This is a genomic window from Brevundimonas sp. LF-1 (assembly GCF_037055305.1).
In the GTDB taxonomy this organism is placed as follows: Bacteria; Pseudomonadota; Alphaproteobacteria; order Caulobacterales; family Caulobacteraceae; genus Brevundimonas; species Brevundimonas sanguinis.
Genome location: NZ_CP146349.1, coordinates 309,629 through 328,607, shown reverse-complemented (window position 1 = coordinate 328,607; position 18,979 = coordinate 309,629). Strand labels below are relative to the sequence as shown.

General features: G+C 68.1%; 12 protein-coding genes, 2 tRNA genes and 5 pseudogenes. 9 read left to right on the top strand and 10 right to left on the bottom strand.

The window, feature by feature from the left end:
* Positions 1-19 precede the first annotated feature (19 nt).
* Both V8F63_RS01815 and V8F63_RS01810 read left to right on the top strand, forming a co-directional pair.
* Positions 20-1,033 carry a rhodanese-related sulfurtransferase gene (locus V8F63_RS01815; protein ID WP_392354337.1) on the top strand — a complete coding sequence of 338 codons (1,014 nt, stop codon included), beginning with the start codon at positions 20-22 and terminating at the stop codon, positions 1,031-1,033.
* Positions 1,034-1,253: 220 nt separating this feature from the next.
* Entirely contained in the window at positions 1,254-2,870 is a 1,617-nt protein-coding gene (locus V8F63_RS01810) for an acyl-CoA dehydrogenase family protein (protein WP_392354336.1), read from the top strand.
* Positions 2,871-2,930: 60 nt separating this feature from the next.
* On the opposite strand, the gene V8F63_RS01805 is transcribed toward V8F63_RS01810, so the two are convergent.
* The 3 genes from V8F63_RS01805 to V8F63_RS01795 all read right to left on the bottom strand — a co-directional run bounded on the left by V8F63_RS01805 (position 2,931) and on the right by V8F63_RS01795 (position 3,848).
* A tRNA-Ala gene (locus tag V8F63_RS01805) sits at positions 2,931-3,006 on the bottom strand.
* A gap of 91 nt (positions 3,007-3,097) precedes the next feature.
* A tRNA-Ala gene (locus V8F63_RS01800) sits at positions 3,098-3,173 on the bottom strand.
* Between the two features lie 132 nt (positions 3,174-3,305).
* Entirely contained in the window at positions 3,306-3,848 is a 543-nt protein-coding gene (locus tag V8F63_RS01795; RefSeq protein WP_392354335.1) for a TIGR02300 family protein, read from the bottom strand.
* A gap of 146 nt (positions 3,849-3,994) precedes the next feature.
* Between V8F63_RS01795 and aroA the strand changes: the two are divergent.
* The 5 genes and pseudogenes from aroA to mscL all read left to right on the top strand — a co-directional run bounded on the left by aroA (position 3,995) and on the right by mscL (position 8,737).
* Positions 3,995-5,255: pseudogene (gene aroA, locus V8F63_RS01790) on the top strand (3-phosphoshikimate 1-carboxyvinyltransferase).
* Positions 5,252-5,896 (top strand): (d)CMP kinase, encoded by a 645-nt coding sequence (gene cmk / locus V8F63_RS01785; RefSeq protein WP_392354334.1) that lies wholly within the window; start codon positions 5,252-5,254, stop codon positions 5,894-5,896. Before aroA ends, cmk begins: the two are co-directional and overlap by 4 nt.
* Before the next feature lie 184 nt (positions 5,897-6,080).
* Positions 6,081-7,777 (top strand): annotated as a pseudogene (rpsA, locus tag V8F63_RS01780) (30S ribosomal protein S1).
* Positions 7,778-8,010: 233 nt separating this feature from the next.
* Positions 8,011-8,301, top strand: coding sequence for an integration host factor subunit beta (locus V8F63_RS01775; protein WP_025977934.1), 291 nt, complete (start codon positions 8,011-8,013; stop codon positions 8,299-8,301).
* A 22-nt stretch (positions 8,302-8,323) separates the two neighbouring features.
* Positions 8,324-8,737 (top strand): large-conductance mechanosensitive channel protein MscL, encoded by a 414-nt coding sequence (gene mscL, locus V8F63_RS01770; protein WP_003169155.1) that lies wholly within the window; start codon positions 8,324-8,326, stop codon positions 8,735-8,737.
* 42 nt (positions 8,738-8,779) lie between these two features.
* Here mscL and V8F63_RS01765 read toward each other — a convergent pair whose 3' ends face one another.
* Together V8F63_RS01765 and V8F63_RS01760 are read right to left on the bottom strand one after the other, a co-directional pair.
* Positions 8,780-9,286, bottom strand: coding sequence for a hypothetical protein (locus V8F63_RS01765; RefSeq protein WP_392354333.1), 507 nt, complete (start codon positions 9,284-9,286; stop codon positions 8,780-8,782).
* Complete coding sequence (locus V8F63_RS01760) at positions 9,286-9,945, bottom strand: hypothetical protein (protein WP_392354332.1); 660 nt, start codon at positions 9,943-9,945, stop codon at positions 9,286-9,288. The genes V8F63_RS01765 and V8F63_RS01760 overlap by 1 nt, the downstream gene beginning before the upstream one ends.
* A gap of 349 nt (positions 9,946-10,294) precedes the next feature.
* Between V8F63_RS01760 and V8F63_RS01755 the strand changes: the two are divergent.
* Positions 10,295-12,145: pseudogene (locus V8F63_RS01755) on the top strand (oligopeptide:H+ symporter).
* Here V8F63_RS01755 and V8F63_RS01750 read toward each other — a convergent pair.
* Positions 12,142-14,343 (bottom strand): TonB-dependent receptor, encoded by a 2,202-nt coding sequence (locus V8F63_RS01750; RefSeq protein WP_392354331.1) that lies wholly within the window; start codon positions 14,341-14,343, stop codon positions 12,142-12,144. The pseudogene V8F63_RS01755 and the gene V8F63_RS01750 overlap by 4 nt on opposite strands.
* 169 nt (positions 14,344-14,512) lie before the next feature.
* On the opposite strand from V8F63_RS01750, the gene V8F63_RS01745 reads away from it, so the two are divergent.
* Complete coding sequence (locus tag V8F63_RS01745) at positions 14,513-15,430, top strand: TraB/GumN family protein (protein WP_392354330.1); 918 nt, start codon at positions 14,513-14,515, stop codon at positions 15,428-15,430.
* Between the two features lie 16 nt (positions 15,431-15,446).
* On the opposite strand, the pseudogene tldD reads toward V8F63_RS01745, so the two are convergent.
* The 4 genes and pseudogenes from tldD to V8F63_RS01725 form a co-directional block, all read right to left on the bottom strand.
* Positions 15,447-16,874, bottom strand: a pseudogene (gene tldD / locus V8F63_RS01740) (metalloprotease TldD).
* Positions 16,875-16,980: 106 nt separating this feature from the next.
* A complete protein-coding gene (locus tag V8F63_RS01735; protein WP_134581554.1) occupies positions 16,981-17,760 on the bottom strand; it encodes a GIN domain-containing protein in 780 nt (259 codons plus the stop codon).
* A 20-nt stretch (positions 17,761-17,780) separates the two neighbouring features.
* Positions 17,781-18,347: a DUF1700 domain-containing protein gene (locus V8F63_RS01730; protein ID WP_025977926.1), complete on the bottom strand. Its 567-nt coding sequence runs from the start codon at positions 18,345-18,347 to the stop codon at positions 17,781-17,783.
* Positions 18,344-18,774: pseudogene (locus tag V8F63_RS01725) on the bottom strand (PadR family transcriptional regulator). The gene V8F63_RS01730 and the pseudogene V8F63_RS01725 overlap by 4 nt, the downstream one beginning before the upstream one ends.
* Positions 18,775-18,979: the final 205 nt, after the last annotated feature.

The window sequence follows — 18,979 nt, the reverse complement described above, 5'->3', positions numbered from 1 at the left end:
GGGACGCTATAGGAAGGCCGTGACCGACCCAGCCGTTCCCTCTCCGCCGCCTTCGGCCCCCTTCACCGTGGCGGCCCTGTATCGTTTCGCGCCCGTCGCCGACCCGGCGGCCCTGCGCCTGCACCTGCTCGACCTGTGCGGGAGCCAGGTGCGCGGCACGCTTCTGGTGGCGCATGAGGGCATCAACGGCACCATTGCGGGGCCTCAGGCCGCTATCGCCCGCGTCATCGACGGCGTGCGCGCCTTGCCCGGATTCGACCGGCTGGAGCTGAAGTATTCGACCGCCTCGGCCATGCCCTTCCACCGCATGAAGGTGCGGGTGAAGGCCGAGATCGTCACCATGGGCCAGCCCGACATCGACCCGGTCGAGGGCGTCGGGACCTATGTCTCGCCGCAGGACTGGAACGCCCTGATCGCGGACCCCGACACCGTCGTCATCGACACCCGCAACGACTACGAGGGCGAGATCGGGGCCTTCGAAGGCGCGGTCCAGCCCAACACCCGCACCTTCCGCGAGTTCGCCGACTGGTTCCGCACCGAGGGCCGCGCCCTGCTGGACCGCCCGACGCCGCCCAAGGTCGCCATGTACTGCACCGGCGGCATCCGCTGCGAAAAGGCCACCGCCTTCCTGAAGGCCGAGGGGGTGCGCGACGTGCACCATCTGGAGGGCGGCATCCTCAAATATCTGGAGACGGTGCCCGAGCCGGAAAGCCTGTGGCGCGGCGAATGCTTCGTCTTCGACGAGCGGGTGGCCGTGGGGCACGGACTGGTCGAGGGCGAGTACAGCCTGTGCCGCGCCTGCCGCATGCCGGTCAGCCCCGAGGGGCGGCTCTCGACGCGCTATGTCGAGGGCGTGGCCTGCGACCGCTGCTGGGACGACCGCGATGCGACCCAGCGCGAAGGCTACGCCGAGCGCCACAAGCAGGTGGAGATCGCCCGCGCCAGAGGCGTGGCGCACGTGGGGGCGACCTTAGCCAACCCTCTCCCGGCGGGAGAGGGCTTGAGCCTCCAAGAGCCAAAGGCGATTGGCTAAGGCGAAAGGGTGAGGGGCTTGTCTCGTCAGTCGGCGCAAGCCGTGGCGCGACTGCATCACCCGCGAACCCTCACCCTTTGGCTGCTACGCGCCGCCCTGCGGGTCGCGCAAGAACGATCGCTGCGCTCTCGTGCGCTCAAGCCCTCTCCCATCGGGAGAGGGTCGCGGTCGGCGCCCGCCCATGCCATCCTCCCCGTCTCGCTGAATACGGAGGCCGGCCATGTCCCCCTTGCGTCCCGTCGAGCGGCTCGACACCCATGAGGTGACCAATCAGGTTCCCCCTCTGGAGGACGTCGACCTGTTCAGCGGCGACCGGGCCCTGCACGACGCCGTGCGCCATTGGGGCGGGGCCGGGCATGTCGAGCGGCTGAGCGATGTGGGACGTCGCTGCGGCTCGGCCGAGGTGATCGACTGGGGCGTGCAAGCCAACCGCGTGCCGCCGGTGCTGGACACCCACGACCGCTACGGCCGCCGCATCGACGAGGTGACGTTTCATCCGGCCTACCACCAGCTGATGGATCTGGGGCTGGGCGCGGGGTTGGCGTCGAGCGCCTGGGACGGGACGCCGAACGGCCATCTGCTGCACGCGGCGATCCTGTTCCTGACCGGTCAGGCGGATTCGGGGACCAGTTGCCCCATGACCATGACCTACGCCTCGGTGGCGGCGCTTCAGGCCGATCCGGCGGTGGGCGAGCCGTGGATCAGGGGTGTCCTGTCAGGCCGTTACGACCCGGCCGTGCGACCGGCGGGGGACAAGGCGGGCGTGACCCTCGGCATGGCCATGACCGAGAAGCAGGGCGGCTCGGACGTGCGCGCCAACACCACCCGCGCCGAGCCGGTCGGCGAGGACAGCTGGTATGCGCTGACCGGGCACAAATGGTTCTGTTCGGCGCCGATGTGCGACGCCTTCTTGACGCTGGCCCAGGCGCCGGGCGGGCTGACCTGCTTCGTCCTGCCGCGCTGGCTGCCGGACGGGACGCGCAATGCGGGGTTCCGCGTCATGCGGCTGAAGGACAAGATGGGCGACCGCTCCAACGCCTCGTCCGAGGTGGAGTATCACGGCGCGCTGGCTCAGCGGCTCGGCGAGGAGGGGCGCGGCGTCGCCACCATCATCCGCATGGTGCAGCATACGCGGCTGGACTGCGTGGTCGGCTCGGCGCTGCAGATGCGCGGCGCGCTGGCGCAGGCGGTGTGGCACGCCGCGCACCGCACGGCCTTCCAGAAGCGGCTGATCGACCAGCCGATGATGGCCGCCGTCCTGACCGACCTGGCGGTCGAAAGCGAGGCGGCGACGGCGCTGTCGATGCGGCTGGCGGCGACTTTCGATACCGACGACGCCGTGGGCCGCCTGCTGACGCCGGTGGCCAAATACTGGGTCTGCAAGCGGGCGCCGAACCTGGTCTATGAGGCGATGGAGGCGCTGGGCGGCGCTGGATACGTCGAAACCGGGCCGATGCCGCGCCTGTTCCGCCAGTCGCCGCTGAACGCGATCTGGGAAGGCTCGGGCAACGTCATCGCCCTGGATGTCTTGCGCGCGGCGGGGCGCGAGCCGGAGGCCGTGCAGGCCCTGCGCGACTGGCTGGCGTCGCAGGCGGGCAAGTCCGCCGACTACGACCGCTTCATCGCCCGGCTGGACGTGACCGCGCACGAGGCCGGGGCGCGGCTGGCGGTCGAGCGGCTGGCGCTGGCGGCCCAGGCGGCGGCCTTGCTGGAAATGGACAGTCCCTCGGCCGAGGCCTTCATCGCCCTTCGCCTGCGCCCGCGCGGCATGGCCTATGGGGCCTATGAGGTCGAGGTGGACCAGCCGGCGGTGCTGGAGCGAGCCATGCCGGCCTGAATGTCCGAAAAGGGGGCCGGAAAGGACGAAGGCCTCGCGGGGGCTCCGCGAGGCCTTCGATGGTGGAGCTTAGCGGAGTCGAACCGCTGACCTCTTGCATGCCATGCAAGCGCTCTACCAACTGAGCTAAAGCCCCGTGCCGTATCGGCTGGGTTATGTGATCGACCGCTCCAGACGGAAAGTCTGGAAAGGACGAAGGCCCCGCGGGCGTTCCGCGAGGCCTTCGATGGTGGAGCTTAGCGGAGTCGAACCGCTGACCTCTTGCATGCCATGCAAGCGCTCTACCAACTGAGCTAAAGCCCCGAACCTTTCGGTCGGTCCCGCCGGGGAGTGACAATGTCGCCCCCGGCGAGGCGCGGAAACTAGGTCAGGCCGTTTTGAAGATCAAGCGGGTCTGACACATTTTTTTCCGCTTATTTTTCTGACCTTTGCCGCTTAGTCGTCGTCGCGCGACGGCTTGGTCAGCTCTTCTTCGAGGTCGTCTTCGTCTTCGTCTTCGATGAAGGGCACGGAATCGTCGTCGTCATCGTCAAGAACGTCGTCGTCGTCGTCGCCGTCGGCCGTGCCCATGCCGGCGTCGTCGGCGCCGGGTTCGCCGTCGTCGTCATCCGGCGTCAGGATCGGCTCGTGGCCTTCCTGGTCGATCTCGGGCGTGGAGCCTTCGACGTCCTCTTCATCCTCTTCGGCGTCGGCGGACTTGTCGGCGACCTGATCTTCGGCCTCCTCTTCGTCAGCGGCGAAGCCGGCGCCGCGACGCGCGCGGCGGCTGCGGACGGCTTCTTCCATCGGGTCGAACTCGGTGTCGCACTTGGGGCAACGGGCCGGGCGACGGTTCAGATCGTAGATTGGCCTGGCAGTTCGGGCAGACCTGCTTTTGGCCCAGTTCGGGATTGGCCACGTGATTAGACCTTCGGCGGGTTTAAGGGGAAAAATCGGAAATAGGGCGGCTCCCTTGCCACTGGCGGGGGCCGCTGTCAAAAGCCTTCTTTTCCGCGCGTTTCGCGGCCCTCCTGACAACCGGAGCCTGCATCAGGGTGAGCACTCCCCAGACCTTCACCGCGTCCCCCGTTTCAGGCGTCAATTCAGGGCTCAAGGGCGTGGTCCGCGCGCCCGGCGACAAGTCGATGTCGCACCGCGCCCTGATCTTCGGCGGCATGGCCGAGGGCGTGACCGAGATCGAGGGGCTCCTGGAGGGCGACGACATCCTGGCCACCGGCCGCGCCATGCAGGCGTTCGGCGCGTCGGTCGAGCGCCTCGGGCCGGGGCGCTGGCGGGTCGAGGGGCGCGGGCCGCTGCGCTCGCCGGACAGCATTATCAACTGCGGCAACGCCGGCACGGGCGTGCGCCTGCTGATGGGGGCGGTCGCGGGCTATGAGCTGACCGCGATGTTCGATGGCGACGCCTCCCTGCGCAAACGGCCGATGAAGCGCGTCACCGGGCCGCTGGCCGACATGGGCGCGCGCTTCGACTGGAACGCGGCCGAGGACCGGGTGCCGCTGACCCTGCAGGGCGGCGGGCTGAAGGGCGTGACCTTCGTCCAGAGCGTCGCCTCGGCGCAGGTGAAGTCGGCCATCCTTCTGGCCGGGCTGAACGCGGCGGGCGAGACCGTCGTGGTCGAGCCGGAGAAGAGCCGCGACCACACCGAACGGATGCTGCGCGCCTTCGGCGCCGAGGTCGAGGTGACCGAGGAGGGCGAGGGCTGGCGCATCCGCCTGGCGGGGGCCAGCAACTCAAGGGAACGCACGTCGCCGTGCCGGGCGACCCGTCTTCGGCCGCCTTCCCCTGGCGGCGGCCCTGGTGGTTCCGGGCTCCGAAGTGACGGTCGAAGGGGTGATGCTGAATCCGCTGCGCACCGGCTTGTTCCAGACCTGGATCGACATGGGCGCGGACCTGACCATCGCCAACCGCCGCATGGCCGGGGGCGAAGAGGTCGGCGACGTCACCGCTCGCCACTCGGCGCTGACGGGCATTGTGGTCCCCGAGGACCGCGCCGCCTCCATGATCGACGAATATCCGATCCTGTCGGTGACCGCCGCCTTCGCGGAAGGCGCGACCGTCATGCGCGGCATCGGCGAGATGCGCGTCAAGGAAAGCGACCGCATCGCCCTGATGGCGTCGGGGCTGTCGGCCTGCGGGGTCCAGGTAACAGAAGAGCCGGAGGGCTTCATCGTCACTGGCGCCGTCGGGGTCGGCCCGGTGAAGGGCGGCGCGACCGTCGACACCGCTCACGACCACCGCATCGCCATGAGCCACCTTGTGCTGGGCCTGGCCGCTGAACAGCCCGTCTCGGTCCGCGACCCCGAGATGATCGCCACCAGCTTCCCCGGCTTTGTCGAGATGATGAACGGGCTGGGCGGGACGATCGCCCAAGGAGACGCGGCATGAACCTTGTCATCGCCGTCGACGGCCCCGCCGCCTCGGGCAAGGGCACCATCGCCGCGCGCCTGGCCGCCCACTACCGCCTGCCGTATCTGGACACCGGCCTGCTGTATCGCGCCGTGGGCCTGGCGGTGCTGGATGCGGGCGGTGATCTCGGCGACGCCGAGACGGCGGCCAAGGCCGCGCGGGCGCTGGATCTGGCCAGCCTGAGCGACAACCCCCGCCTGACCGATCGCGGCGCGGGCGAGGCGGCCAGCCGCGTGGCCAGCCATCCGGGCGTGCGCGCGGCCCTGCTCAAGCTGCAGCAGGACTTCGCGGCGCAACCGGGCGGCGCGGTGCTGGACGGGCGCGACATCGGCACGGTGATCGCGCCGGGCGCTCCGGCCAAGCTCTATATCACCGCCAGCCCCGAGGTGCGGGCCGAGCGCCGCTGGAAGCAGCTGACCGCGCGCGGCGAGGTCATCGCCTTCGACGACATGCTGGACGATATCCGCCGCCGCGACGCCCGCGACGCGGGCCGCGACGACGCCCCGATGGTCCAGGCGGACAACGCCGTCTTGCTGGACACGACCGATCTAGGTATAGAGGCCGCCTTCGATGCGGCCCGCCGTATCGTCGAGGCGGCGCGAGCCAGGGCCGGGATCTGATCCCGCCGGGCGAATCCAACGCTCCGATCTCCTCGACGGCCGCGGGCGTTCTGGCTTTCTGTCGTCGCGCTTTTCCAGCGCGTGTCGCCTCGCCTCGTGACGACCTGACTTCCCTTTTCTCACCCCCTTCGCGCGCGACCATCCGGCCGTGCGCGTTTCGCTTTCATCAACCTCAAGAGTTTCCATGACCGAAACCCTCAACCCCACTCGCGACGATTTCGCCGCGCTCCTCGACGAACAACTGCAAGGCCGCGACCTTGGCGAAGGCCAGGTCGTCCACGGCCGCGTCGTCGGCATTGAAAAAGACATCGTCATCATCGACGTCGGTCTGAAGACCGAAGGCCGCATCGCCATGCGCGAGTTCGGCCAGGGCGACGGCGCTGTCCTGCCCAAGGTCGGCGACAACGTCGAAGTCTATCTGGAGCGCGTCGAAAACGCCCTGGGTGAAGCGGTCATCAGCCGCGACAAGGCTCGCCGCGAAGAGGCCTGGACCCGTCTGGAAGCCGTGTTCGCCGAAGGCCAGCCGGTCAACGGCGCCATCGTCGGCCGCGTCAAGGGCGGCTTCACGGTCGACCTGGGCGGCGCCTCGGCCTTCCTGCCCGGCTCGCAAGTCGACATCCGCCCGGTGCGCGACGTCGGCCCGCTGATGGGCAAGGAACAGCCCTTCGCCATCCTGAAAATGGACCGTCCGCGCGGCAACATCGTCGTCTCGCGTCGCGCCATCCTGGAAGAAGCCCGCGCTGAACAGCGCACGGAGCTGGTCGGCCAGCTGCAAGAGGGTGAAGTCCGCGAAGGCGTCGTCAAGAACATCACCGACTACGGCGCGTTCGTCGACCTGGGCGGCATCGACGGCCTGCTGCACGTCACCGACATGTCGTGGAAGCGCGTGTCGCACCCGTCGCAGGTCCTGGCCGTCGGCGACACCGTCAAGGTCCAGATCGTCAAGATCAACCCGGACACCCAGCGCATCTCGCTCGGCATGAAGCAGCTGCAGTCGGATCCGTGGGACGGCGTCGAAGCCAAGTACCCGGTCAACGCCAAGTACACCGGCCGCGTCACCAACATCACCGACTACGGCGCCTTCGTGGAGCTGGAGCCGGGCGTTGAAGGCCTGGTCCACGTGTCGGAAATGTCCTGGACCAAGAAGAACGTCCACCCGGGCAAGATCGTCTCCACCTCGCAGGAAGTGGACGTGGTCGTCCTGGACGTCGACAGCGCCAAGCGTCGTATCTCGCTGGGCCTGAAGCAAGCCCAGAACAACCCGTGGGAGGCCTTCCTGGAGGCTCACCCGGTCGGTTCGACCGTCGAGGGCGAAGTCAAGAACGCCACCGAGTTCGGCCTGTTCGTCGGCCTGGACAACGACATCGACGGCATGGTCCACCTGTCGGACCTGGACTGGAACGTGTCGGGCGAAGAAGCCATCCAGCGTTACCGCAAGGGCGAGACGATCAAGGCCAAGGTCCTGGACGTCGACATCGACAAGGAGCGCGTCTCCCTGGGCGTCAAGCAGCTCGGCGGCGACCCGATGGAAGGCGACGTCTACAAGCGCGGCCAGCAGATCACCGTCACCGTGACGGCGATCGAGACCGGCGGCATCGAGGTCAAGTTCGGTGAAGACGACGCGCCGGTCACGGCCTTCGTCCGCAAGTCGGACCTGTCGCGCGACCGCAACGAGCAGCGCACCGAGCGCTTCGCCGTGGGCGACCGCGTCGACGCCATGATCACCGGCGTCGACAAGGCCACGCGCCGCGTCTCCGTCTCGATCAAGGCGCTGGAGATGAAGGACGAACAGGAAGCCATCGAGCAGTTCGGGTCGTCGGACTCGGCGCCTCGCTGGGCGACATCCTGGGCGCCGCGCTCAAGAACGCAGCCAAGGACTAATCGTCCTCGGTGATCGGGAAACGGGGCGGCCGGAGCGATCCGGCCGCCCTTTTTCTTTGGCCGCGACCCTGGCTCTTTGCGACGTATTTTCTTCCTCACACGGCCCATCGGCGGCGAAACCTGCCACGCTGGAATGCAAGAAACCTTCACGACGATGCGTTTTGCCCTTTCTTCCTGTGGCGACAGGCGGTTAGGGTGTCTTCCCGGACGGTGAAACCATGGCGGGGGCCTGAATGATCAAGTCTGAACTGATCGAGAAGTTGGCGGCTGAGAACCTGCACCTCACCCATGCCGAGGTGGAGCGGGTCGTAAATGTGATCCTCGGCTGCATGACTGACACCCTGTCCGAAGGCGGACGGGTCGAGCTTCGCGGCTTCGGCGCCTTTTCGGTGCGCAGCCGACCGGCGCGGACGGGGCGCAACCCCCGCACCGGCGAAACGGTCGAGGTCCCGGCCAAGGCCGTGCCCTTCTTCAAGAGCGGCAAGGAGCTGCGCGAGCGGCTGAACGCCTCCGGCGACGCCTGATATCATCTGAAAGACTGATGCAATGAGCCTGCTGTCCGAGTTTCGGGAATTCGCCGCGCGCGGCAACGTCGTCGACCTGGCGGTCGGGGTCATCATCGGGGCCTCGTTCGGCAAGATCGTCACCAGCCTGGTCGATCAGGTGGTGATGCCGCCGATCGGCCTGCTGCTGGGCCGGGTGGACTTCTCCAAGCTGGAGTGGGTCCTGGTGCCCGAAGACCCGGCGACAGAGGCGGTCGAGAAGGTGGCCATCCAATACGGCGCCTTCATCAACACCCTGATCCAATTCCTGATCGTGGCCTTCGTGGTCTTCCTGATGGTCAAGATGGTCAACAAGCTGCGCCGCGAGCAGCCGGCCGAGCCTGAGGCGCCCGCTGCGCCGACGCCGACCGAGGCGCTGCTGGCGGAAATCCGCGACGAGCTGAAGGCGCGCTCCTAAACGGCGGCGCCGACGAGGGCCGCAAGAGGCCCTCGTTTCCCTTCATGCCCGCGCTTGCACCGCTTGAGCGCGCAGGGGCGTCGACGCCAGCCTCAGGGCGGCGCTGGCCCGCGCCGGCAGGGGGCGCAGACAAAAGGAATAGTCGCCGTCATAGGGCGTGGGCCGCCAGCCCGCGTCCTGCATCCCATCGTCGAAGGCGATGTGACAGTGGCCCCAGCCGCCCTCGCGCCAGGCCTTTTGGCCCAGTCGGCCCAGGGCGGCGAGCAGGTCGGGCGACACCACCTGCAGCCGCACCTTGGCGGCGCCCAGCGCCGGCGCCATGCGACGCAGGCCCTCGACCAGCGCCTGGATCGCCGTCGAATCATTGTCCAGCGCGACCAGGTCGATGATCTCCAGGATCGGCGGCTCCAGCGGCGTTTGCTTGTTCAGCATGGCCACCGCGAAGCCCGTCAGGCGCCCGCCGTCGCGATAGGCCAGGCTCAGCGGCGGCACCGTCAGATCGGGGTCCGACAGCCGCCAGCGCATGATGTCCGGGCTGCGGTCCGCCATCAGCCGCCCCTCGGCGCGCAGGGCCGTCCAGAACCGGGCGTAGTCCGAGCGCTGCGACAGGTCGGGGCTGAGGCTGACCCCGTCTGGCAGGCGGCTTTCGGCCTGACGCAGGCGGCGCTCGCCGTTGAGGCGGGGCAGGGGGACAGCTGTTCGCCCAGCAGGCGCGCCAGCGTCGGAGCGCGGTCCACGACCTCGCGCAGGCCCCGTCCATACAGGCAGGCCGCCGGGTCGATCAGCCAGGACAGCTTCAGCGTATGGGTTTCGGGCGGCCAGGGAACCATGCCATGCCGCTGGTACAGCGGACTGGAGCGGGCGTTGGCGTTCAGCGTGTAGCGGGCGAAACAGGCGGGTTGGTCGATGAAGGCGTTGATCAGGGCCCGGCTGCGGCCCCGCTGCGCCGGAGGCACGACGATGGAATAGCCCGTCGCGGCGTGCAGGCGTTGATCGTTGCGCCAGAAGCGCTGGATGAAGTTGCCGACGAAGGCCTGTGGCCCGGCGCCGTGGTCGATCACCCAGCCGTGCGGGGCGTCGATCTCGGCCGAGGCCGGGTTCGCCATCAACCAGCGCCAGCCCGCCGCCGACCGTTCCGGCCACCACACGCTGCTGTGCAGTCGATTGACGGCCTCGAGATCGCTTTCGTTGAACGGGCGCAACGACATGTCTGTTTGAATCTCCCCAGCCCAGTTTCGGCGTTCGAGGAGCGTGCGCGAAATATGTGTAGAATGATCTAATCACCCTCAAAACGCGAACTTTGCGACGATCAGGCGCCCGTCGGCGGCCAAGATTTGGCCGTTAACGCTTGTTTGCAATCCGTGACCGTGCTGTTTCTGGACGCTTCCACGCCCGTCGGGGGCGTCAGACAATGGAGCTTGCCGTTGAGCACGACGGACGGAGGGGCGCGCGACCTGCGCGCCGGCCCGGCACTCGAGGGGGCGACGCCCAGGCGATGGCCCATACGGTGACTGTGAATAAGGCGAAGTCGATCATGATCTGCGCGGGGGCCCAGGCATGAATATCGTCATCGCCATCGGTCTGATCATCACCCTGGTCACGGGCGTGCCCGTGCTGATGCAGATCCTGAAACACCACCCGCGCGGACTGATCATCCTGTTCTTCGCGGAGATGTGGGAGCGCTTCTCCTATTATGGGATGCGCGGCATCCTGATCTTCTTCCTGACCCAGCACTTCCTGTTCAACGACGCCCAGGCCGGCTCGGCATACGGCTCGTACACCTCGCTGGTCTACCTGCTGCCGCTGCTGGGCGGCATGATGGCCGACCGCTTCATCGGCACGCGCAAGGCCGTGGCCTTCGGCGCCCTGCTGCTGGTGGCCGGTCACGGCATGATGGCCTTTGAGGGCCGTCCCGCCACCGAAACCCTGACCTATCAGGGCGCGACTTATGAAATCTCGGCCGAAGGCCGGGGTGCCGCGCGCGACGTGGGCCTGATGGTCAACGGCCAGAAATACGCCTTCGCCCCGGTCGAGAACGGCCTGGCGATCCAGAACCTGCCGCAGGACGCGCCGATCCCGGCCGTGCTGCCGACCGGCGACTACAAGATCGAGGTCACCCGCGACCTGGCGGGCATCAACGTCTTCTACCTGGCCATCGCCCTGATCATCATGGGGGTGGGCTATCTGAAGCCGAACATCTCCACCATCGTGGGGCAGCTGTATCCTGACGGCGACCCGCGCCGGGATCGGGCTTCACCCTCTACTATTACGGCATCAACCTGGGGGCCTTCTGGGCCGCGGTGCTGTGCGGCTATCTGGGCCAGACGGTCGGCTGGTGGGCGGGCTTCGGCCTGGCCGGGGTCGGCATGGCGCTGGGCTGGGTCGTCTTCGTCATGGGCAAGCCGCTGCTGCAGGGCAAGGGCGAGCCGCCGGTCGAAGGCGAGCCTCAACAAGCCCTTCCTGGGCCCGCTGAACCGCGAGTGGTCGATCTATCTGCTGAGCGTGCTGGGCGTCGGCGTGGTGTGGTTCATGGTTCAGCGCAACGCCCTGGTGGGCTGGGTGCTGGGCGCCGCCACCGTCGCGTCGCTGGCCTTCATCGCCTATATCATCGTCAAGGTCTGCGAGAACCGCATCCAGCGCGAACGCATGATGCTGGCGGTGGTGCTGATCTTCGGCTCGGTGGTCTTCTTCACCCTGTTCGAACAGGCCGGCACCTCGCTGAACCTGTTCGCCGACCGTAACGTCGACCTCAGCCTGACGCCGACGGCGGTTCAGTTCCTGGGCGTCACCGTCGGCACCCCGGCCCAACTGGCGGCGGCGGGCATCACGCCCACGGGCTTCTGGATCGACGCCACGGTGACGGCGGCGCAGACCCAGTCGTTCAACGCCGGCTTCATCCTGATCTTCGCGCCGATCATGGCGGCCCTGTGGGCCTTCCTGGGCCGACGCAACATGGACCCGAACCCGGTCCTGAAGTTCGGCCTCGGCCTGCTGCAGGTCGGCCTGGGCTTCATGATCGTGGTGTGGGGCGCCGGTCTGGCCGATTCGGCCTTCCAGATGCCGGTGCTGCTGCTGGGCCTGCTCTACATGTTCCACACCCTTGGCGAGCTGTTCCTGTCGCCGGTGGGCCTGTCGGAAATCACCAAGCTGTCGCTGGCCAAGGTCGTCAGCTTCATGATGGCCGTGTGGTTCCTGGCCTCGTCGATTGCTCAGTACGTCGGCGGCTGGATCGCCGGTCTGGCCGGGACCGAGACGGTCGGCGGCCAGGTGCTGGACCCGGGCGCCGCGCTGCGCACCTCGCTGGAGGTGTTCGGCATGCTGGGCGTGTGGGGCATGGGCATCGGCGTCGGTTTCATCGTCCTCAGCTTCTTCATCAAGGGCTGGTCGCACGAGAAGGCGCCGCACTAGAGCAAAAGCCGGTCCGGCGTTCGCGCGCCGGACCGGCCGACCATCAAAGGAAAGGGCGGCGTCTCGCAGGAGGCGCCGCCCTTTTCAGTTGTCCGGGGAAAGGCCCCGGCTGGTTCCGGGGCGCGTGGTTTCAGTTCCTCAGAAGGTCTTGCGCAGCCGGATCTGATAGAAGGTGCGCGGGTCGATGAAGCGGTTCTCGACAAAGGCGATCGGCCGCGTCTCGCGATCCGCGAACTGGGTGAGCTGGACGTTGAAGTCGTCCCAGATGTTGATCTGGGCGCGGATCGACAGGGTCGGCGTCGGCTTATACTCGCCCCACAGCTCATAGTAGTCGTGACCGCGCCAGCCCGAGATCTGGTCCGGACGATAGTTCTTCTGGCCCAGCAGGGGATCCAGGCGCCGCCCCACTGCATCTTCCAGCGCGTGATGTCCTGCTGGAAGGTGATGGTCGCCTGACTGGCGCGGACGCCGGAGATGGGGCGGATCTCGCCGGTGGTCGGATCGGTGACTTCGGTGTGGTTCCAGGTGTTGCGGAAGCCGAACTTGCCGCCCGAGACGCCCAGTTTGTCGGTCGGCACGGTGACGTTCAGCACCAGCTGGTCTAGCGTCCCGTCGCCGATATTGCCCACGGCGGCGTAACCGCCTTCCAGGGGGATGACGTCGATGGCGTCGGTGATCTCGTCATGGCGCAGGCCGATGCTGACGACGCCTTCGCCCCAGAAACGCTTCTCATAGGTCAGTTCTGCGACCCAGCGCGATTCGGGATGCAGGTTCACATTGCCGCCGAAGACATTGCCGTCGGCGAACTCGGCCGAGGCGGCGAAGTCGCTGAAGTCCAGCTGACCGACGGTGCGCTCCAGCCGCAGGCGCAGCTGGTTGTTGACGGCCGGGGTCCAGGTGGCCAGCAGGCGCGGCTTGGCGAAGAAGAAGCTCTTTTCCTGATCCGCGTCGCCGGACTGGCTGATGGTCGAGGATTCCAGCCGCAGGCCGCTTTCCAGCGTCCATTTCGGGTTGATGCGCCAGGTCGCCTTGCCGAACAGTTCGCCGCGCGTCTCCTCGACCTTGACCGAGGCGGAGGGCAGGGGCTCCTCGACGCCGTCGATGGAATAGGCCTGGTCGCGCTGCATCATGTTGTAGGCGATTTCGCCGCCCGCCTCGAGATCCATCGACGGGGTCCGCTCATAGCGCACCAGGCCGCGCAGGATGGTTTCGGATGACTTGCCGTCAGAACTGAACAGTTGTTCCGGGCTCTGGACGTCAACCACCCGGCCGCGTGAGACCGAGGCCGAGTCATAGTCGCCGAACTCATGGATGAAGCGGGTTTCCAGCTTCAGCTTCTCGGACAGGGGGCGGATGTAGACGACGCCGAACTCGCCGCTGTTACCGTCTTCATCATACAGGCTTTCGCGCAGCACGCCGGGCGCGGTCTGGCGGTTGATGTTGTGCCAGTCGTTGACCCCATAACGCGCCGTCAGGTCGACCTTGCCGCCCAGGAAAGGACTGGAGAAGTTGCCGCGGATCGAGTTCCCGCCGCCGTAGCCGTCGTTGTAGTAATCTTCGGCGCGCAGGGTCTCTCCGTTCGGGCCGACCCGGCGCAGCGGACCGGCGCCGTTGGAGTCGCTCATGGAGATGCCGTCGCTTAAGGTCACGCCCCAGGTGCGATCGCCCTTGCGCTCGGTGAACTGATAGGAGCCGCCGAACAGGTCCTGGCCGCCCTCGAACAGGTTGGCGTTGAAGGTGGCGATGTGTTCGCGGCTGACCGTGTTCTTCAGGATGACGTTGGCGACGACGGAATAGCCCTGCATCTCGATGCCCGGCGCCCCGCCGCGGATCAGTTCGATACGCTCGACCTGGCTGGCCACGGTGCGGCTCAGCACGTTGGAGCCGGTGTCGTTCTTGGAGGCCGGGCGCGAGCCGTTGATCAGGACGTTGCCGACCGCGCCTTCAAAGCCGCGCGCGCCGTCGCCGTCGTTGACCGAGAAGCCAGGCACCCGGTTGACCATGTCCAGCGCCGTGTTGGGGCGCGCGTCGACGAAGAAGTCGGGGGTGAAGATCAGCACAGCCTGGTCGCCGGGGACAGCGGACTGCCGGGCCGGGGCGTCGGCCCGATCGGCGGCCCGATCAGCGGCCAGGGCGGCCGGCGCGGCGGCGGCCAGCAGCAGTGCGGTGGTCGCCAGCAGGGCGCTCTTGGTGTTCATCTGTCCTCTCCTCGGTGTCGGCCGAGGTGTGGACGGGCCGTGTTACGATCTCCAGTTACAAGCTGGACAGGTGGATTAAATCGCGGACAGCATTACGGGGATTTCATTACAGCCAGCAAAGCGGAATGAATATAACGCTGAAATGCATAGCCGCTCTTCTTCCCTAGTCTTGTTGTTCGTTTCGGCTTTCGCCCTGTCGGTCGGGACGGCGAAAGCGCAAGAGGCGGCGGCTCCCGACACGGTCGAGGACGTCGTGGTCACCGCCCGTCGTATCGAGGGGCCGATGTGGGAGGTCCGGCGCGGCGACAGCGTGCTGTTCCTGGTCGGGGCCATAGAAGGCCTGCCGCGCGACATGGAATGGCGCACCGACGCCCTGCTCTCGGCGGTCGAGCGGGCCGACCGGGTGCTGTTTCCCATTCAGGGGCAGGCGTCTCTGGCGGATGTCGGACGCCTCGTCTGGCGCATCCGCACCCTGACGCGCCAGCCGGATGGACGGACCAGCGCCGACTACCTGTCGCCAGAACTGGAGGCGCGGGTCCAGCGGATCACGGGCGAGGGGCCCAGCCGCAAGAGTTTCATGATGCTGTCGGCGGACCTGATGGAGCACGGCGGCTACGCCCGCCGGGCGCGCCCCGTCTCCGAAATCGTGCGCCGCGCCGCCCGCGCCAACAAGAAGGCGGCTGAGCCGGTGGGCGTCTATCGCGGCGACGAGATGATCGACAAGGTGCTGACCACGCCGCCCGAAGCGTATCTGAACTGCATGCAGGCCGCGACGACGGCGGCCGAGGCCGGGCCGGGAAACGGCGCCCAGCGGGTCGAGGACTGGCGGCAGCGACGCGTCCCCGACGTCCTGGCCTCGACGCTGGATCAGGCGGTCGACGCCTGCTCCTACTGGTCGGTGATGGGGCAGGGCGAACGGCTGCGTGATGTCTGGCGTCAAGGCATGGCCCAGTCCCTGTCCGAGGCGGGGGTCACTGTCGCCATAGTGCCGCTCAGGCTGCTGGCCGAACCGAACGGTATGCTGGATCAACTGGCGCGAGAGGGGCTGGATCCGCTGGGTCCCGATTGGCGCGCGCCCCAGCCTTGATGCAAGACCGGGGCGGTCAGACCGCCGTGCCGCCGACCGTCAGGCCGCCGATCTTGAGGCTGGGCTGGCCGATGCCGACGGGGATGCCTTGCCCGGCCTTGCCGCAGGTGCCGACGCCGGGGTCGAAGGCGAAGTCGTCGCCGATCATCTGGATCTGGGTCAGGGCCGTGGCGCCGTCGCCGATCAGGGTGGCGCCGCGCACAGGCGCGGTGATCTTGCCGTCCTCGATCAGATAGGCCTCGGTGCACTGGAAGACGAATTTGCCGTTGGTGATGTCCACCTGGCCGCCGCCGAAGTTGGCGGCGTAGAGGCCGCGCTTGGTCGAGGCGATCATGTCCGCCTGCGATCCTTGCCGCCTTCCATGAAGGTGTTGGTCATGCGCGGCATCGGCGTATGGGCGAAGGACTGGCGCCGACCGTTGCCGGTGGCGTTCGCGCCCAGCTGACGCGCCGACAGCCGGTCGTGCATCAGGCCGACCATTATGCCGTCCTCGATCAGCACGGTGCGCGAGGTCGGGGTGCCTTCGTCGTCGAACGACAGGGAGCCGCGACGGCCGGCGATGGAGCCGTCATCCACCACCGTCACGCCCGGCGCGGCGACCCGCTTGCCCATCATGCCGGTGAAGACCGACGAACCCTTGCGGTGGAAGTCGCCCTCGAAGCCGTGGCCGACCGCCTCGTGCAGCAGGACGCCGGGCCAGCCCGCGCCCAGCACCACGTCCATCTCGCCCGCCGGGCAGTCGACGGCCTCCAGATTGACCAGGGCCTGACGCAGGGCCTCGTCTACCTGAGCCTGCCAGCGTTCGGGGGCGATCCATTCCTCGAAGCCCGCGCGGCCGCCGGCGCCGACGAGGCGCTTTCGCGCTTGCCGTCCTTCTCGACGGTGACGGAGACGTTCAACCGCACCAGCGGGCGCAGGTCGCTGAGCAGCCGCCCGTCGCCGCGCAGGATGTCGATGGCGCGGCGCTCGCCGACCAGGGAGGCCGAGACCTGCACCACGCGCGGATCGCGGGCGCGGGCCCAGGCGTCGATCTCGGCCAGCAGGGCGATCTTGTCCGAGAAGGCCGGGGCCAGCAGCGGATCGACCGGATCATAGAGGCGCTGGTTGGTGGCGCGCGGCGCCTCGGCGGCGGTTCCGTCATAGCCGCGCTTGGCGAGCGCCGCGCTGTCGGCGGCGCGGCGGATGGCGGCGGCGGAAATCTCATTGGCGTGGGCGTAACCGGCCGTCTCGCCCGCCACCACGCGCAGGCCGAAGCCCTCCACCGCGTCATAGGAGGCGCCCTTCAGCCGACCGTCGTCGAAGACCAGGGATCGCTCTCGGTCTTTTCGAGGAACAGCTCCCCGTCGTCGGCGCCCGCCAGGGCGGTCTGCAGGATCGACAGGGCCTCGTCCGGGGCTACGCCCGCGGCGTCGAGGATGGGGGAGGGGGAGGCGGCGTTGCTCATGGAGGCTAGATAGGGGCTGAGGAGCGCCGCGTCACGGCCCGCAAAGCAATCGGCCCCTCTCGCCGTGCGAAAGGGGCCGATCAGGCGGTCAGTCGGTGGGCGTGGATCAGTCCTGCGACACCTCGCCGGAACCGCTGACCGACTGGCGCAGTTCGGCGGGGCGGCGGGTCAGGCGGACTTCGCCGCTGCCCGAGACGTCGACCTCGGCCTTGCCGCTGGGGCCGACGCGGACGTCGCCCGAGCCGCTGACCTGGACCTTGGCGTCCTCGACGATCAGTTCGTCGAGGCGGGCGTCGCTGGAGCCCGAGGCGTCGACCGTAACGGCGCCGGTGCGGCCCTGAACGCGCACGTCCGACGCGCCGGTCAGGGTCAGGTCCAGCGTCGGCTGGTCATAGCCGCGGATCTTGAGCTCGGTCGGGCCGGACAGGTCGAAGGCCTTCACCGAGGGCGCCTTGATGATGATCTTCAGGGCGTCGGTCTCGCTCCAGCCGCGAATGCCGGTGCGGGTCCAGCGGACATAGCTGCGGTCGCCGCGCGGGGCTTCCTCGAGCGTCAGGCGGCCGTTGGCGAAGCGGACGCGGTTCACTACCGTCTCGGCGCCCGTGACGGTGATGCCCGGCGCGTCGGCCTGCTGGTCGTAGACGACGTCGGCGGGGATGTTGATGGCCAGACGCTCGTCGCCCGTCCATGCGATGGTGCGCGTGGCGTCCGGCGACACCTGGCCGCGCTCGACGGTGAAGCCGCTGTCGCCGGCCTCGTCGTCGGTGATCACCCAGGTCCAGTCGTGGCGGGCCAGGTCGCGGCCGCCCACGGCGAAGGCGCCGCCGAAGCCGACGATGGCCAGGATCAGGCCTGCGCCGGAGATGATGAGCAGATTGCGGATCATGACGTGTTCTCCTCTGTCGCTTAGGCCTGGGGTTCCAGGGCGGGTTTGATGACGCGGTAGTGCAGCCGGGCGTACCAGACGGTGGCGTCGATCAGCCACTTGGTCAGCAAGGCCATGGTTCCGACCATGAAGATGCCCAGACCCATCAGGCCGACGCCCAGCAGCGCGGCGGCCAGCGCCCCGCCCGGCAGGCCCATGAAGGCGCCCGCCACCATGACGAAGCCGCCGGCGATGAAGACGCCGACCCCTCCCAGCAGCAGGGACAGCACCGTGCCGAAGACGGGCAGCGCGATCGGCAGCAGGATCAGGATGTCGATGGCGCCCAGACCCAGGATGCCGAACACGGCCCCGGCGGCGGACGACGCCGACGGCTCCTGACGCCAGCGCTGGGCGCCGGCCTCAGCCTTCAGTTCGCGGGCCAGGCGATCGGGATCGCCCAGGGCCTCGGCCACCTCGGCCTCGCTGCGCCCGGCGGCGGCGCCGTCGGCGAAGTGGGCTTCATAGTCGGCGACGATCTCATTGGCGGCGGCGGCGGGCAGGCCCACCAGGCCGCGGCGCAGGCGCGCCAGAAATTCCGCGCGGTTCATTGGTCCTCTCCCCTGTCAGCTTGGGCGGTCGATTCGGTTTGGGCGCTCTGGTCGAGCAGGGCGGGCGTTTCCGCCGGGGCCTGGGCGACGATGACGGATTCGCCTTCATCGCCCGCGATCAGGGCCTCGACGGCGCGGGCGAAGGCCCGCCACTCGCCGGTCTGGCCGTCCAGGGCGCGGCGCCCCGCATCGGTCAGTCGATAATATTTCCGCGACGGGCCGCTGGATGATCGACCATATAGGTCTCGACCAGGCCGTCGGTCTGCATCCGCCGCATCAGCGGATAGATGGTGCCTTCGCCCATGCCGATGGCGTCGGACAGGTGGCTGGCGATCTCATAGGCGTAGCTGTCGCGCCGGGCGAGCAGCGCCAGGACACACAGCCCCAGCACGCCTTTCTTCAGTTGAATGTCGATGGTGTCGCGCATGGCCTCCCTGCGGGCCTCCTCTTGGGCATCCCTGTCTGGATGACGAAGAGGTATCGCAAGGTATCTTGTGGTGCAAGGTAGCTGTTCAAACATGACAGCGAATTAATCGACCGCATTTTGTCGAGACGGCGCCCTAGGTGCGCTTGATCGCTTGGCAAGGGCGATCCGAGCCGATAAGGACCGGCCCATGACACGCCGAGGTCCT

Excerpts from the sequence above, each read along its gene's own strand:
- V8F63_RS01775 (WP_025977934.1), top strand. The coding sequence starts at position 8,011 with ATGATCAAGTCTGAACTGATCGAGAAGTTGGCGGCTGAGAACCTGCAC.
- V8F63_RS01735 (WP_134581554.1), bottom strand. The coding sequence starts at position 17,760 with ATGATCCGCAATCTGCTCATCATCTCCGGCGCAGGCCTGATCCTGGCC.
- V8F63_RS01730 (WP_025977926.1), bottom strand. The coding sequence starts at position 18,347 with ATGAACCGCGCGGAATTTCTGGCGCGCCTGCGCCGCGGCCTGGTGGGC.
- V8F63_RS01750 (WP_392354331.1), bottom strand. The coding sequence starts at position 14,343 with ATGAACACCAAGAGCGCCCTGCTGGCGACCACCGCACTGCTGCTGGCC.
- V8F63_RS01810 (WP_392354336.1), top strand. The coding sequence starts at position 1,254 with ATGTCCCCCTTGCGTCCCGTCGAGCGGCTCGACACCCATGAGGTGACC.
- V8F63_RS01760 (WP_392354332.1), bottom strand. The coding sequence starts at position 9,945 with ATGTCGTTGCGCCCGTTCAACGAAAGCGATCTCGAGGCCGTCAATCGA.
- cmk (WP_392354334.1), top strand. The coding sequence starts at position 5,252 with ATGAACCTTGTCATCGCCGTCGACGGCCCCGCCGCCTCGGGCAAGGGC.
- V8F63_RS01765 (WP_392354333.1), bottom strand. The coding sequence starts at position 9,286 with ATGGCGGACCGCAGCCCGGACATCATGCGCTGGCGGCTGTCGGACCCC.
- mscL (WP_003169155.1), top strand. The coding sequence starts at position 8,324 with ATGAGCCTGCTGTCCGAGTTTCGGGAATTCGCCGCGCGCGGCAACGTC.